The sequence below is a fragment of the Maribacter sp. HTCC2170 genome, from assembly GCF_000153165.2.
Lineage (GTDB): Bacteria > Bacteroidota > Bacteroidia > Flavobacteriales > Flavobacteriaceae > Maribacter_A.
In genome coordinates this window covers 1,156,132-1,172,862 of record NC_014472.1, presented here as the reverse complement: position 1 = coordinate 1,172,862, position 16,731 = coordinate 1,156,132, and the positions used below count along the sequence as shown (strand labels likewise).

Here is a 16,731-nt window from a genome sequence, read left to right as displayed (position 1 = left end):
AACAGCTCTTTTTTAATATGTTTATTGTTTCAGAGAACTATTATTCATAGGTTTAATCCAAAAGGAATAGTTGTATTCTTTTTCTTTTAATAAGAACTCTTCCAGAAAATTGTACATAAAGGAAGAGCCTCCAAGTGCTGAGGTTTTATAATCCACGTTTAGGGTTACCAGGTCCGAATCTCTAATGTCTGATGTGTGGGCAGATTCAGTCAGATTTTCCAAACTATAATTGTGGGTTGAAATATTTAGATTGTCACCCTCAATCAATAACCCAACACCAGAATCATTACTCATTTGTACCCAATCTACATCACTCTTATTCCCGTTTTCCTGCGGGCGTATATAAGGCACATATTGGGCATTTACAGTGGACGAATATAGCCCTATTTTGGAACCTGTTTTACGATCAGGATAATTCTCAAAGGGACCTCTACCGTACCAATCTATATTTTGGGCTTCTTTAGGTAGGAGCAGTTGCATTCCCACTTTTGCCAAGGGCTTCATAGTAAAATAGTCCTTTATGCCATAACCAAAGGCTGCCAGAGAGATTAAAAGGACTAGGAATGGAATTACCATTAATAGAAACTTAACGAACTTTCGTTTCACTTTTTTGCGAATCAAAATCAATATAAGAAGCATGATTAAAATGCCAATTAGACCACCTATAAATGCCATTTTGGCCATACCTCCGAAAACTTTCGGTGGTATCAACCTGTGATTTATTTTGATAAAACCATTTCCAAATAAGGTATAGGTCGTTTCATATGCGAATGTTGTCGCGGAGCTTTTTAATTTTCCTTTTACCATAATATCAACCTCATTATCAGAAATATCTTCAATTATGTATTTGCCAACATGGGTTTGCATTTGATCCAATCCCATATTGATCCATTGGGTACCATTGGAAACCGAAAAGGGGATATTTGGATTACCCCTGTCATTATCGGTAGGAGCTCTCCATAAGTTGGGTTTAGGGCCTTGGGCAAAAATCTGTTTTCCTGATTTTTGATAGTTTTCTAACTGTCCATTTTCAGTATTGAACGTGAGACTAAAGGCATCATTTTCAAAAGCTATACCGTTATTTGATGCCGTTTGTTGAATTGGGTTGCCAACAGCTTTAAAAGCCTTTTCTTTTTTGCCTTCTGCCAACGTGAATTGCTCCCAAGCAACTTCATGACCTTTATTCGCCCAATTAAGATCATCTTTTAGGACAAGCTTGAACGTTAAATGGTAGTCCTTGTTTTTTTGGAAGGATTTGTAGTCAATAGGGATCTGTACTTGCTGTGATTCTTCGGGCTTTAAATTTGAAACAGCGATGTTTCCGGTATTTAAACTTTTACCGGAAGCCGTCAATTCCCATTTAAGTTCAGTAAAATCCAGATTTGTATGGTAATATTTGTTGGTGAGTTTAAAGGTTCCAGCCTCTAAATCCACAGGATCGAATTTTACAAACTGTTGAACCTTTTTTACTTCTTCAAGTGCTGGATGAGGCTCGCGGTTGGGAAAAATCAGTCCGTTTATACAAAAATTGGAATCTCCTATCTCGTCCCCGAAATCACCGCCATAAGCATAGTATTCATTTTCGTTTTCGTCTTTTTTTACCAACCCCTGATCCACCCAATCCCAAATAAAACCTCCCTGCATGGTTGGGTTTTTTTCAAAGATGTCCCAGAATTGTTTAAAATGACCAGTGCTATTTCCTTGGGCATGGGCGTATTCGCAAATTATATAAGGTCTAAGAGTATCGGCAAGCGCATTTTCTTGGGCCTTGTCAGGCATAGGATACATTGTAGATCCAATTTCTTGGTTTGCCGGAGCACTCATTTTCTCATAGAATTGCATACCTCCTTTGATTTTGCCTATCACATTGGCTTCTTGAAATTCATTAAGTCCAATACCAATATCCTTACTTTCATAGTGTATAGGCCTATTACTTAGGTCAAGAGCACGTATAGCCCTGCCCATAGCATCTAGGTTTGGGCCATAACCAGCCTCATTACCTAAGGACCACATCACTACAGAAGTAAAGTTTTTGTCACGTTCAGCCATAGCGATTCCTCGTGCAACAATTGCATTTTTCCATTCAGGGAATTTAACAGGACTTAGGTTGTAGTTCATCCAAAGATCATGACTTTCTAGATTCGCTTCATCCATTACATAAAGTCCGTATTCATCACAGAGTTCATACCAACGGGTTTGGTTTGGATAATGGGAGGTACGAACAGCATTGAAATTATACTGTTTCATTAATTTAATGTCCTGTATCATAGAGTTCTCATCCAAAGCACGTCCTTTGTGTGGATCAAATTCATGCCTATTGACACCTTTGAAAAGCGGGGCTACTCCATTTATCAGTACTTGCCCGTTTTTGATTTCCACTTCTCTAAATCCAATCTTTTTAGCAATGGATTCCAAAGATCCATCCTCAGCTTTCAGATTAAGGACCATGGTGTATAGATTGGGAGTTTCAGCTGTCCATTTCTTTGGGTTTGATACTGGGAAATTCAATTGAACTTCAGCTTGTTGGTATGCTGATTTTTCCTTGATTATTTCTTGACCAGCTTGATCCAACAGAATTAACCCGATTGTTCCTTTGAAAATTTTAGCGGGACTATCTAATTGAAGATGAATGGAGAGCGTTGCATTTTTATAGTCTGCATCCAAGTCAGTTACCACTTGAAAATCTTTTACATTGGTCTTGGGCTTTCTATATAAATATACATCTCTATAAATGCCGCTCAATCGCCAAAAATCCTGATTTTCCATATAACTACCATCAGACCAGCGTATAACCTGTATGGCCAAAAGGTTTTCACCTTCTTTTATAAATGAGGTAACATCAAATTCTGCTGTTGTCATACTCCCCTCACTATAACCTACTTTCATCCCGTTCACCCAGAGATAAAAAGCTGATTGTACACCGTCAAAGGCCAGAATGGTTTTGTCTTTTGACCAAGAGGAATCTAAATTGAATTTGTGTCTATAGAGTCCTGTTTCATTACCCTCATGTGGCACAGTGGGAGGATTGCTCTTAAAAGGCATGGAAATATTAGCATAAATAGGCATTCCGTGACCGTGAAGTTGCCAGTTGGAGGGTACGGGGATTGAATCCCAGGAGCTAATATCATATTCCGATGAATAAAATTCATTAGGTGTATCATCTGGATTATCTATAAAACTAAAATCCCAATAGCCATTTAAAAGTTGATATCTGTCTGACCTTGTAGCATCAAAAGAAAGAGCACTTTCCTGACTTTGAAAAGGAATAAAAAAAGCGTGAGGTTCTAATTTGTTTATTCCGAAAATTTCAGGATTTTCCCAGTCTGGTTTAATATCCTGACCAAAAATTGAACCTGATAGAGATAATATAGTCAATAATAGTCCAAGGAATTGCTTTTTCATTTAGGTTCTGTTTTGGTGATTTTCATTGAAGCTCGTGAGCTCCAATAAATTTAATGGTTTTTATGATGCTTTCAACCTTTTTAATTAGGATATATTAAATGGATTTTGTGATTTTATTGAATTCTGTTTTATCTTGGAATAACTATCTTCGAGAAGATTTAAATCAATTTAATTAAATATATGAAAATACGAATCAAAGAAAATTCAGTACGATTTAGATTAACACCCACTGAGGTGAAAAAATTCTGTGAAGAAGGTCAAATAGAAAAAATCACCAAGTTTAATTCTACTACCTTGGTATACGGTGTAAAACAAAAGGCGATTGAACATTTGCAGGTCGATTTTAATAATAATGCCATAACTCTTAATGTTCCTAAAACTTTTGCCAAGGACTGGAATAACAATGATGTTGTAGGTATTGATCATACTGAAGCACTTTCGGATGGAGATTCGTTTTTTCTTTTGCTGGAGAAGGACTTCGCTTGTTTGGATAATACCCATGAAGACCAAAACGATAAATATCCCAACCCTAAGGCTGGTCAGTGCTAGATATTTCTAAGTATAATCTTCAAAATTGTAAATGGATACTATTTTTAGGAGAAATGTTTCTGTTAGGGGCTCCGATAAGTTCACCAACATAAAACTAACAAAACCGTCACAGTATGCTGCAGGAACTTTAGGTATAAAGGTTGCATTGCAACATGGGTTTAAGGAAATGGGCATTTTTCGTTCAATGAGGGCAATGCTAAAAATGAACCAAAATGACGGATTTGAGTGTCCGAGCTGCGCCTGGCCCGATCCAGACAAACCTTCAAAAATTGGTGAATTCTGTGAGAATGGCGCCAAGGCATTGGCAGATGAATCCACTACTGAGAAAATAGGCCGCGAATTTTTTAAACAGCATTCAGTCGAGGAGATTTCGCAACTTACAGATTTTGAATTGAACAAATTTGGAAGATTAACCGAGCCTATGGTTCTTCGGCCGGGAAAAATACATTATGAGCCTATTTCTTGGCAAGAATCCTATAATCTAGTATCTGCTGAATTAAAAAAAATGGACTCTCCCAATGAGGCGATTTTTTATACCTCAGGCAGGTCTAGTAATGAGGCCGCATTCCTTTATGGTATGTTTGCTAGGGCTTTAGGCACTAACAATATGCCCGACTGTTCCAATATGTGTCACGAAAGCAGTGGCGTTGCATTGTTAGAAACATTGGGCATAGGAAAAGGTTCAATTAAATTAGAGGATTTACATGGAGCAGAGGTTGTGATTGTCGCAGGTCAAAACCCAGGAACCAATCATCCAAGAATGCTTTCTGCACTTGAAAAATGTAGAGAGAACGGTGGAAAGGTTATTAGTGTTAACCCTTTAGAGGAATCCGGTCTTGTGAACTTTAAGAATCCACAGAGCATAAAAGGAATGTTTGGTGGTGGTCAAGACTTAACGAATATTCATTTGCCGGTGCGCATTAATATGGATATTCCGTTAGTGAAGCTAATCCTTAAAAAAATGGCGGCCCTTGATTCAGTTACCGCTGATGTTTTTGATCATGACTTTTTAAATAAGTTTGTTGACGGCTATGATGATCTGATAAATGATATTGCCGGTTATGATACTCAAGAATTACTTCAAATGACCGGAGTAAATGAAGGATTGGTTGATGAGGTTGTTCAGCTTTTAGCATCCAAGTCGAAGGTTGTTGTGTGTTGGGCTATGGGGCTCACCCAACATAAAAATAGTGTTGCTACCATTCGGGAATATATTAATCTTTTGTTATTGAAGGGTGCATTGGGCAAGCCCAACGCGGGCACCTGTCCTGTTCGAGGACACAGTAATGTGCAAGGAGATCGTAGTGTGGGAATTATGCACCATGTTAATAGAGGGTTGAATGCCAAAATAGAGAAACATTTAGGGTTTACACCTCCAGATAAAGAAGGGCTTGATACTGTCGGCTCAATGAAAGCCATGTACGATGGTTTGGCCAAGGTGTTCATCTGTTTAGGTGGAAATTTTTTAATGGCCGCTTCTGATACTGAATATACTGCCGAAGCAATTATGCGTTGCGAATTGACTGTTCAAATAAGTACGAAATTGAACCGCTCACATTTGGTAACAGGAAAAACAGGACTAATACTTCCGACTTTTGGTCGCTCGGAAAAGGATATGAAAAATGGTCAATTGCGATATATTACCCTAGAGAATAGTATGGGGCGGGTAAGGCAATCTAGAGGTCTATTGAAACCTATTTCCAATCAAATAAAAAGTGAGCCAGAGCTAATTGCAGAGTTGGCAGATACGTATTTCGAAGGAGATCATACTATGGATTGGAAATCCATGGCAACGGATTATGAGCTTATCCGTCAAAAAATAGATGTGGTTATCAGCGGATTTGAAAAAACGGCCGAGAAATCAAAAGGTTCAGGGTATTATTTACCCAACAATGTTCGAGACCTTGATTTTAGTATGTTGCCAAATGGGAAAGCCCAACTGACAATTAACCAATTGCCCAATCATGTTTCGGAAGAGGATGAATTTCTTTTGATGACCATTCGTTCCCATGATCAATTCAATACGACTATTTATGGACTGGATGACCGTTATCGAGGGGTTTATAATGAAAGAAGGGTGCTTTTCATGAATGAGGAGGATATGAATGCTTTGGGATTAAAAAAGATGGACGTAGTTGATATAACAAGTAACTATGACCAAACCTTGCGGACAGCCCATAAATTTCTGATTATTCCATATAAAATCCCAAAAGGAAATTTAGCCGCATATTTTCCTGAAACTAATGTACTGATCCCTTATAACCAATATGCTGATAAGAGTAAAACACCTATTAGCAAATCGGTTAAAGTAAAGATTCAAAAAGTCCAATCTTAATTAAACTAAAAAGAGTCCGATCATTTAAGACCAGACTCTTTTACGAGAACACTATATGAAAATGAAAAAATTTATTTCGTTTTTATTACATAGTAAATGTACATAACTACCTACTACAATGAAAAGAAATGATGCGTAGCTAGGAAAAGTTGTGGTGTGTGTAGGTAATTATGATTTATGGGCAGCTCTGGGGTTTATGGCTATTCCATAAAGGGGCATTCACAGAAGTAACATACAGGTATACAAATGTCACATTTTAAAGCAGCGTTCTTTTTCATTAAATTTTTTATTTAATTTAGGAATGTATGGAAGATATAATCGGACACTGGGTATTTCAGTTTTTAGGGCGATTACATCCATTGGTAGTACATTTTCCTATAGGGTTGTTGGTTGTGGCACTTTTTATGGAATTTTTGACCGTAGGAGGTAAACGAAAGGGACTTCGGGAAGGAATTCATTGGATGGTGTATATAGGGGGGGCACTTGCCATTGTCTCGGCGATCTTAGGGTGGTTGCTTCGTACACAGGATGATTATACTGGTGAACTTGTCCAGGATCATCAAAATTTGGGAATTGCCACGGCATTCTTAGCAGGTATTACAGTAATTGTCTTGCTAAATACGCTTTCAGGAAAGCTCTCCAATTTTATTTTCTATAGATCAAGCCTATTGATTACGGTTTTGTTGTTGACCTTAACGGGACATTTAGGCGCTAATCTGACTCATGGGGAAGATTATTTCGGCGAAGTTTTACGGGGGAATAAGGATGTTTATGATAGTGGGAAAGCCTCTGAATTATTGGCTCGGCTTCAGTCAGTGGATTCATTATCTGAATTGCAGCTCGATAGCTTAAATCTTGAGGTAAGGGCCATTATGGCTCATAATTGTTACCAATGCCATAGTGAGAACAAACATAAAGGTGAATTGATTTTAGATAATAAGAGGGGCGTATTTAAAGGTGGGGATTCGGGTTCAATTCTTGTCTCCGGTAAGCCTGAGGAAAGCGAGATGTATAAAAGAATTTCACTTTCACCAAATGAGGATGGGGTTATGCCTAAAAAAGGAAAGGTGTTGAAAGACGATGAAATAGAATTGATTAAATTATGGATTAAGAAAGGGGCGCACTGGTCCGATCGAGCTTTAAAGGTTTTTCCAGAGGCCGAATTGGCTCTTTCAAAACCATCTTTGCCAGAATCCAGTACCGAAAGTCATCCTGTGGATCAATTGGTTGGCGCCTATTTTGAATCCCATAATGAAAATTGGACTGAGGTGGTCGATGATCGAACCTTCGTTAGACGAGTTTATTTGGATATCATAGGGTTGCTTCCGAAACCAGAACAAATAGCGGCATTTATACTGGACCAACAACCGAATAAGAGGGAAGTACTTATTGATGGTTTATTGGCCAATAATCATGGATATACTCAACATTGGTTGAGTTTTTGGAATGATTTACTACGTAATGACTATAGCGGCACCGGATTTATTACAGGCGGAAGAAAGCAAATTACAGGTTGGCTTTATAAAGCGCTTGAAGAAAACAAACCTTATCATGTAATGATTAAGGAACTGGTGAATCCAGTAGATGGGTCAGAGGGATTCATTAAAGGAATTCAATGGCGTGGTGTTGTCAATGCAAGTCAGCGTACTGAGATGCAAGCGGCTCAGAATATTGGGCAATCCTTAATGGGCATGAATGTAAAATGTGCCTCCTGCCACAACAGTTTCGTGAGTAATCTCACTTTAGAACAATCATATGGATTTGCTTCGATCTTCGCAGATTCCCTATTAGAATTGAATCGCTGTGACAAACCTATAGGAAAAATTGCACAGACGAATTTTCTATATCCTGAACTGGGTTCTGTTGATGCAGAAACTCTGGAAGATAGACTGGCATTACTTGCCGAAGTGATGGTGAAACCTGAAAACGGAAGAATATATCGAACCCTGACAAACCGTATCTGGAAACGTTTAATGGGTAGGGGCATTGTTGAACCTGTTGATGAAATGGATAACTCACCTTGGGATTCATCATTATTAGATTGGTTAGCGGCTGATTTTATAGAATCTGGTTATAATCTAAAACATTTGATTAAACAGATATTATCGTCAAAGGCATATCAGCTACCCACAGCTGGCTATAAGAAACAAGAAGATCTTAAGGCGAAGTACGTTTTTAAGGGGCCAGTACCTAGGCGAATGACGGCAGAACAGTTTTCTGATGCTGTAAGTCAGATCATCGCCCCGATGTATCATTCTGTGGCCTATGACCCAATCGACAAAGGGCTTAATACAAGACGCATATGGCATCGGGAGATGAAATTCGATAGAGATGTTTTGCCCAATCCTGGCAAGCGGTATTTTCGTCGACATTTGATCTTGCCCAACACCGAAATTGAAATGGCCAAAGTCTTGATTTCTGTGGACCATTCATATACACTTTATATAAATGGGAAAAGGGTATCAGAAGGAGTAGATTGGAGAAAAGTTGACAAACTGAATGTAAAGAAGATGTTGAGTGTAGGGCATAATGTAATCGCGATTGAGGGAATGAATGAAGGAAGCATCGCCAATCCTGCAGGAATCTTGTTCGCCTTACAGATTGATTTTAAGGATGGACAACAAAACATTATAAATTCTGATAAGTTATGGAAAAGCACTGCTGAAACTCCTAAAGATGAATGGGCCCAATTGGATTTTGATGACACCAGTTGGAATGTGGTACGAGACTATGGCTCGGCGCATTGGGGTAAATTAGTTGACTTCGTCTTTGGTGATGAAGGTCGAAAATTTGCTAGGGCAAGCTTAGTAAAGCAACATCCTTTTATGAAGGCCATGGGTAGACCCAGCAGGGAAAACGTTGCAACTACAAGAGATGATCAAGCCACATTGCTTCAAGCATTGGAGTTAACTAACGGGACATATTTCAATAACGTTTTGGAAGAAGGCGCAAGTCAATGGCTCGATAAGTATGGTGCTGAGAATGAGAAAATTGTTGAGACTCTTTATTCTCGTTCTTTTGGGCGAAAGCCAAGCCCTCAAGAAAGAAAGGTAATGCTTGCGGCATTGGGCGATGTACCGCAAAAGGAGGCCTTACAGGATTTATTTTGGTCTACTTTGATATTACCTGAATTTCAATTTATATACTAGAAAGAATGGAAAAGGATATGTTACATGGGGAATCACGCAGGGACTTTATAAAAAAAATGACGGCTGCCAGCTTGTCCGCGGCATCAACTTCCATTCCTCTGAGCAGTTTTTTGAGTTCTTGTAGTGTTACGCCTCAAATGGTTTCAAAAGCCGATACTGTAATATTACTTTGGATGGCTGGGGGTATGGCCCATACCGAAACTTTCGACCCTAAGGCATATGTCCCCTATGAAAAAGGTGTTGAAAGCAAAAGGGTATTGAGTACATTTCCAAAGATCCCAACTATTATTGACGGACTTGATTTCTCCAAAGGGTTGGAATCCATCGGAAGTGTTATGGACAAAGGGGCTATTATCCGCTCTTATAAATCGGCAGATTTAGGTCATATTTTGCATACACGACATCAATATCATTGGCATACCTGTTATGAGCCACCACAATCTGTACAGGCTCCACATATTGGAGCATGGATTGCTAAAGAGATGGGTCCGGTAAATCCAGTGATCCCACCTTTTATAGCCATGGGACAACGTTTTACGGTAGGAGAGGCAGAAGAGCTCAAGGCCTTTCATTCAGCAGGATTTTTGGGATCTGAATATGGCCCTTTCCTTATACCAGATCCATCCAGCGGATTGGATAGTGTTCGTCCACCGCAGGGGATGTCAATGAAACGGTTCGAGGCCCGTTATAAACTTTATAAAGAACTGGCCAATAAAAGCAAGGTCATGGAATCGGGAAGTGATTATCAACGTGAATCCTTGATGCGATCTATGGAGCAATCGTACCGTCTGTTAAATTCGCCAGAGGCCAAGGTATTTGATTTGTCAGAAGAACCCAAGGAAGTGTATGATACTTATAATACGGGTCGTTTTGGGCTAGGATGTTTATTGGCCAAAAGATTGGCCATGAACGGCGGTAGATTTATTAGTGTTTCTACAGAGTATGAACCCTTTTTAGGGTGGGACACCCATGAAAATGGTCATTTACGCGCTAAGAATATGAAAGATTTGATTGATAGACCAATAGCCCAGTTAATCAAGGATTTGGACGAATCTGGGCATTTGGATAGGACATTAATTATATTGGCCAGTGAGTTTAGTCGTGATGCCATTATGGAAGGAAGACCTGGTGCGAAAGTAAAAGACCAAGTCAACCAGCCTGATATTATTGAAGATGAAAAATTCTACGGAATGCATCGGCACTTTACAGATGGTAGCTCAGTCCTGCTATGGGGAGGAGGTATTAAAAAGGGATTGGTATATGGCAAGACTGCAGACCAACGACCCTGTTCTTCTATTGAAAATCCAGTAGTAATCGATCAAGTGCATCAATCAATCTACCATGCTTTGGGCATGCATCCAGAAACGAATTACACGATTGAGGGAAGACCGTTTTATACCACCCCAGACGGACAGGGAAAACCTATATTGGATTTGTTTGCATAAACAATGGTTTATTGAAACTCGACTTAATTTTGGGTCAATACGGATTAATTAAATTTTCTGTATTGTACTTATTTAAGGCTACCGTAGTTTAGCACTAAGCAACCAATTTCTATTTCTTCATCTTAAAATAAAAACGTTGTCATGAAAAGAGTGTTTTTGATATTGACGATTTCAGTTTTGTTTTTGTCCTGTACAAACGATAATGATGACAATCTAGACACTTCTTTAGAGGGCAAATGGACACTTACAAATGTTTCATGTTTTTGTTTTTTTGGGGATAACCCAGATTTTAGCAGACATAAAATAACCTTCGAAAAGAATAATCTAAATATTGAGAATACTGGACAGTTTGAGTTTCTTACAGATGCGGCAGGAACTTATTCCATAATGGGAAATGTAATTACCTTCAGTAATGGAAGGCAATATACTTACGTTGTGAAAACCGATATCTTGGAACTCACTTATGTAGATAACCCCCAAATTGCTGACGACGAAATCTTTTTAGAATACAAAAGGGGGTGATTACAATTTTTGAACGGATTATATCTTATTGAAATGCCGGCATTCCTGTTATATCGGCTCCAGTTATCAATAAATGAATGTCATGGGTGCCTTCATAAGTAATAACACTTTCGAGGTTCATCATGTGACGCATAATACTATAATCACCGGTGATACCCATTCCGCCTAATACTTGTCTGGCCTCTCTTGCTATTTTAATGGCCATATCAACATTGTTGCGTTTGGCCATGGATATTTGAGCGGTTGTGGCTTTGCCTTCATTCTTTAATTGGCCTAAACGGAATGCCAATAACTGGGCCTTTGTAATCTCTGTGATCATTTCAGCCAATTTCTTTTGTTGTAGTTGGGTTGCAGCAATTGGTTTACCAAATTGAATACGCTCTTTCGCATACCTAAGGGCAGTATCATAACAGTCCATTGCGGCACCAATTGCACCCCAGGCAATTCCATATCGGGCCGAGTCCAAACATCCAAGTGGTGCTCCCAATCCATTCTTTCCGGGCAATAAGTTTTCTTTTGGAACTTTTACATTGTCAAAAATGAGCTCACCTGTGGCTGATGCCCTTAGTGACCATTTTCCATGTGTTTCAGGAGTGGAAAAACCTTCCATTCCACGCTCTACTATCAAACCGTGAATACGGCCTTCTTCATTTTTGGCCCAAACAACTGCGATATCTGCGAAAGGAGAATTTGAAATCCAAAGTTTGGCGCCATTTAGTAAATAGTGGTCGCCCATATCTTTGAATTTTGTTTCCATCCCGCTTGGGTTGGACCCATGATTTGGCTCAGTAAGACCAAAGCATCCCATGAACTCTCCGGTGGCCAATTTGGGTAAATATTTTTGTTTTTGCTCTTCAGTTCCGTAAGCAAATATGGGATACATTACCAAAGAAGATTGAACAGAGGCTGTAGATCGAACACCGCTATCACCGCGTTCAATTTCCTGCATTATGAGCCCGTAACTTATTTGGTCTAGGCCTGCTCCACCGTATTCTTCGGGTATATAAGGGCCAAAGGCGCCTATTTCTGCCAATCCATTAATAATCTGTTTTGGAAATTCAGCTTTTTGCGCGTATTCCTCAATGATTGGTGAAATGTCTCTTTTTACCCATTGGCGTGCTGCATCACGGACCAAAAGATGTTCCTCCGAAAATAAATCGTCAAGGTTGTAATAATCGGGAGCTTCAAATAAGTCTGGCTTCATTCGTATGAATTTTGTTCAAAGGTAAATAAAGAAATATAACATTTCAAACCACTATTGTTATATTTTTAAACGTTCAAAAATTGAGCTAATAGTCTGTGAAAATGATGAACACCTTGTTCACGAGTTGGAGAGAATCTTCCGGCTTCATAAAATTGGGAGCGCACCCCTTTTTGTACCCCTTCAACGACCTCTTCATCTTCCATTTCGACCTTATCCAGAATGGACCCTGCGCCAACATTTAATTTGGACGAATCATAAACATAACTATAGAATGACACCTTTGTGCGATTAATTCCCAAAGGTTGCACAACATTTACTGAAAGTCCCCACGGGTAAAAGTTAAACATCATATTTGGGAAGACCCAATAATAGTAGGCGGCGATTTTTTTTCCATAATCTACATGTCCCTCCGGTAAATCGAAAATTGCATCAGTACCTTCTGCATACCCAATTTGCAAGTTAAGATGCTCATGAATAATTGTATCATAAGTACCATAATCTAATACGGCATTCAAATCATCGTGCACAAATGGAATATGAAAACCTTCCAAGAAGTTGTCACAGTAAAGCGCCCAGTGGGCATTTACTTGATAATCTTTTGACCTACTTTCATCAAGTTTAAAATCATTTAAAGGCAAGAATCCGACCCTTTGGTTCAAAGTATCGATTACTTTTTGAAACTCAAAAGAAGGATTAAGTCCTGCAAACAAAAATGGCCCCCAATGTCTTAGTTCAAATTTGTGCATATTGTCACAGTCCCTTGGAAACCCTTTGGCATTTTTAAATTCTGGCATATGTTCAAATGCACCATCAAGTTTAAAGCGTCTACCATGATAACCACAAACCAATTTTTTGGCTTTGCCCGAAGTGTTTACCACAAGGTTGCCCCTATGGGTACAGACATTACTTAAACAATGGATTTTATCTTCATCATCCCTGGTCAAAACCAAGGGTTCAGTCATGAAATTATCCAATAAAACTATTGGATGTGCATTCAGGGGATTAGCCACCAAATCCTGATGGCCTAACCAATGCCATGATCTATAAAAGATTTTGTTTTTGATTGCTTCGAAGACTTTAGAATCCCTATAAAATGAAGCAGGCAATGTTTCAGCCTTTGTTATATCTGGGTCAATAAAGAATTTAGTTGCCATAGATTATTAATTGTATATTGGGGATACTTCTAAATTACGTAATAAATTATACTCCTGTAAACATTTTTAATGAATTCAAAACCCCAAAAAATCGGATTGATTACAGCTACTTCGCTAGTAATTGGAAATATGATTGGAGCTGGGATATTCCTTGTCCCCTCATCATTGGCAGGTTTTGGTAGTATAAGTCTTGTAGCTTGGGTTTTCACAGCAATCGGTGCCTTGATTCTGGCAAAAATATTTAGCAATATGAGCAAAATATTTGTTAACCAAAATGGTGGGCCATATATCTATTCGAAAGCTGGTTTTGGTGATTTCGTTGGGTTTCTGGTGGCCTGGGGTTATTGGATATCCGTTTGGGTTAGTAACGCCGCTGTTGTTATTGCTATTATTGGTGCGTTGAGTCATTTTTTTCCTCTATTGACCACGAAACCAATTTTAGGTGTTTTTATTGGGCTGGCAATGATTTGGTTATTGACCTGGGTGAATTCGAGAGGTGTTAAGTCATCAGGAAAGATTCAAGTGATCACGACCATTTTAAAATTGGTGCCGTTGATTTTTGTCATCTTGATTGGGATTTTCTTCTTTGATATAAATAATTTCCCAGCGTTTAATTTGACCGGAGAATCAAATTGGACAGCGATTTCCAGTGCTGCCGCTATTACCTTGTATGCTTTTTTGGGCGTTGAAAGCGCATCTATACCTGCAGGAAATGTAGAAAACCCTGAAAAAACAGTTCCAAGAGCTACCATGATGGGAACTATAATAACCACCATGGTTTATTTATTGAGTTCCATAGTTTTATTCGGCATTATACCTGTAGATGAGTTAGCAAATTCTCCCAAACCTTTTGCAGATGCAGGGAAAATTATTGGAGGCGATTTTATGGGTTATTTTGTTGCTGCTGGGGCGGCCATTGCAGGTATTGGAAGCTTAAATGGTTGGATTCTTCTCTCTGGGCAGTTACCTATGGCCACTGCCCAAGATAATATGTTCCCAAAGATTTTTAAAATGGAAAACCGCTCTGGGGCACCATATGTTGGGCTGTTCATCGGAAGTGGTTTAACATCACTATTGGTGTTGATGAATCTTTCCTCTGGACTGGTGGAGACTTTTACATTTTTATTGAATATTACCGTTTTTACAGTTCTGGTCCCATATTTATTTGTTGCTGCTGCCTATATAATTGTGGTGATCCACAAGAAATTACATTTTAACAATGCGATTAAAACCTTTTTATTGGGAACATTAGGAGCAACATATTCTATATGGGCAATTTTTGGCACAGGGTCAGATACTGTTTTCTATGGATTTCTATTGTTAATGGCAGGAATTCCATTCTATGTATTGATGCAATGGAACAAACGTGAAAAATAATGGCGCATACTTCTCATTCAGAATTTTTAAAATTAAAAACTGTTTTTTTGAAATCTGTCCGTGACGGATTTATTTCGGATGAAGTCCTCATCGAACAATGGCAAGAATTAAACTATTTATCCAAACCAAAGTTTGATGAAAGCGTGAAAGAATATCAGGATTTCAAAGCGCTGCTTAAAAACAACGAAGTAGAGTTGCAATACTTTCCTGAAAATTCGAACACAAAAATTGATTCTATATATTGTCGGGATGCTTCAATAGCCACTGATTTTGGAATGATTATCTGTTCTATGGGGAAAGAAGGAAGGCGTGTAGAACCTGAAGCCCAGCACAAAATTTTCAAAAGTAACGGCATATCTGTTTTAGGCACAATTGAATCACCTGGAACGCTTGAAGGAGGAGATGTGGCATGGTTGAACCAAAAAACCTTGGCAGTAGGACACACCTATAGGACAAACATGGAGGGCATTAGGCAATTAACGGCATTGCTTTCGCCAAAAGGTATTGAGGTGATAGTCGCCGATTTACCACATTATAGAGGTGTTGAAGATGTATTTCATTTAATGTCAATTTTAAGTCCGGTCGATAAAGATTTGGCTGTGGTTTATTCGCCATTAATGCCAATTCGATTTAGAAATACTTTATTGGATATGGGCTTTGAGTTTATAGAAGTGCCCGATAATGAATTTGATAGTATGGGATGCAATGTCCTGGCTATTGGACCTCGAAGATGCGTTATGGTAGAAGGTAACCCCAAAACCAAGACAACTTTGGAAAAAGCAGGATGTGAAGTTCTTACTTATCGTGGAAATGAAATAAGTGTTAAGGGCGGAGGAGGTCCTACATGTTTGACTCGGCCATTTAAAAGAGTTGAATAAAATTACATTTTTAAATAAAACTCCTTGGTCAGTTCCATATATTCTTGGGTGTAATTATGCCTTCCAATCTCTATGGTCAATTCGTCTTCTGCACACTTTCCTTGATTGAATGAAAATTGAAGCAAACTTCTTTTGATATTTGAATTTGGATTGCCTTTTACCCTAGTGATTTTCTTAGGATAAAGACCAGAATTATTTGCTAATGCAAGAAAGAAATGCTCTTCTTTATATGGAACGATTACCGTAAATACTCCGTTTTGCGAAAGGAGTTTGGAAACACCATCAATAAGTTCATCAAATGGTAATGACTGATTCTGTCGGGCTTTGTCCCTAGCATTATTCCCGCTAGTCACATCTTCAGCGTAAAAAGGTGGATTTGATACAATCAAATCATACTTGTCCTCAATTTCATCAACAAACTCATCTAGACCTGCATGATAACAAAAGAGTCGATCTCCCCAAGGGGAGGCTTCAAAATTATCTACGCATTGTTCATATGCGCCTTCCTCAACTTCAATGGCATCAATGGTTTCCGCCTCACTTCTTTGAGCTGCCATCAAAGCAATTAATCCAGTACCCGTTCCTATATCAAGTATGCTTTCGGGTTCGTTTTGCAAAGATGTCCATGCGCCTAAAAGAACACCATCAGTACCTATCTTCATTGCGCAACGATCCTGATGAATGCTGAAATGTTTAAATTTAAATGGTTCGGGCAT

At 38.8% G+C, this 16,731-nt stretch carries 11 protein-coding genes; 7 read left to right on the top strand and 4 right to left on the bottom strand.

What is annotated here, in order from left to right; genetic code table 11:
• Window positions 1-21 precede the first annotated feature (21 nt).
• On the bottom strand, window positions 22-3,402 hold the full coding sequence (locus FB2170_RS05290; RefSeq protein WP_013305491.1) for a glycoside hydrolase family 2 TIM barrel-domain containing protein: 3,381 nt from the start codon (window positions 3,400-3,402) through the stop codon (window positions 22-24).
• A gap of 180 nt (window positions 3,403-3,582) precedes the next feature.
• Here FB2170_RS05290 and FB2170_RS05285 point away from each other — a divergent pair, with 180 nt between their 5' ends.
• From FB2170_RS05285 to FB2170_RS05265, 5 genes are all read left to right on the top strand, one after another.
• The gene (locus tag FB2170_RS05285; protein ID WP_013305490.1) at window positions 3,583-3,951 is read left to right on the top strand and encodes a DUF7009 family protein; all 369 of its coding nucleotides are present in this window, start codon (window positions 3,583-3,585) and stop codon (window positions 3,949-3,951) included.
• Between the two features lie 31 nt (window positions 3,952-3,982).
• Entirely contained in the window at window positions 3,983-6,286 is a 2,304-nt protein-coding gene (locus FB2170_RS05280; protein ID WP_013305489.1) for an FdhF/YdeP family oxidoreductase, read from the top strand.
• A 305-nt stretch (window positions 6,287-6,591) separates the two neighbouring features.
• Entirely contained in the window at window positions 6,592-9,435 is a 2,844-nt protein-coding gene (locus FB2170_RS05275) for a DUF1549 domain-containing protein (protein WP_013305488.1), read from the top strand.
• A 5-nt stretch (window positions 9,436-9,440) separates the two neighbouring features.
• The gene (locus tag FB2170_RS05270; RefSeq protein ID WP_013305487.1) at window positions 9,441-10,880 is read left to right on the top strand and encodes a DUF1501 domain-containing protein; all 1,440 of its coding nucleotides are present in this window, start codon (window positions 9,441-9,443) and stop codon (window positions 10,878-10,880) included.
• 141 nt (window positions 10,881-11,021) lie between these two features.
• A complete protein-coding gene (locus FB2170_RS05265) occupies window positions 11,022-11,402 on the top strand; it encodes a lipocalin family protein (RefSeq protein WP_013305486.1) in 381 nt (126 codons plus the stop codon).
• A 25-nt stretch (window positions 11,403-11,427) separates the two neighbouring features.
• Here FB2170_RS05265 and FB2170_RS05260 read toward each other — a convergent pair whose 3' ends face one another.
• Window positions 11,428-12,606: an acyl-CoA dehydrogenase family protein gene (locus tag FB2170_RS05260; RefSeq protein WP_013305485.1), complete on the bottom strand. Its 1,179-nt coding sequence runs from the start codon at window positions 12,604-12,606 to the stop codon at window positions 11,428-11,430.
• Between the two features lie 65 nt (window positions 12,607-12,671).
• Entirely contained in the window at window positions 12,672-13,760 is a 1,089-nt protein-coding gene (locus FB2170_RS05255; RefSeq protein WP_013305484.1) for an aromatic ring-hydroxylating oxygenase subunit alpha, read from the bottom strand.
• Between the two features lie 69 nt (window positions 13,761-13,829).
• Between FB2170_RS05255 and FB2170_RS05250 the strand changes: the two genes are divergently transcribed.
• Window positions 13,830-15,137: an amino acid permease gene (locus FB2170_RS05250; RefSeq protein ID WP_013305483.1), complete on the top strand. Its 1,308-nt coding sequence runs from the start codon at window positions 13,830-13,832 to the stop codon at window positions 15,135-15,137.
• Window positions 15,138-15,184: 47 nt separating this feature from the next.
• Window positions 15,185-16,015 carry a dimethylarginine dimethylaminohydrolase family protein gene (locus FB2170_RS05245; RefSeq protein ID WP_237701161.1) on the top strand — a complete coding sequence of 277 codons (831 nt, stop codon included), beginning with the start codon at window positions 15,185-15,187 and terminating at the stop codon, window positions 16,013-16,015.
• A gap of 2 nt (window positions 16,016-16,017) precedes the next feature.
• Here FB2170_RS05245 and FB2170_RS05240 read toward each other — a convergent pair whose 3' ends face one another.
• On the bottom strand, window positions 16,018-16,731 hold the full coding sequence (locus FB2170_RS05240; RefSeq protein WP_013305481.1) for a tRNA1(Val) (adenine(37)-N6)-methyltransferase: 714 nt from the start codon (window positions 16,729-16,731) through the stop codon (window positions 16,018-16,020).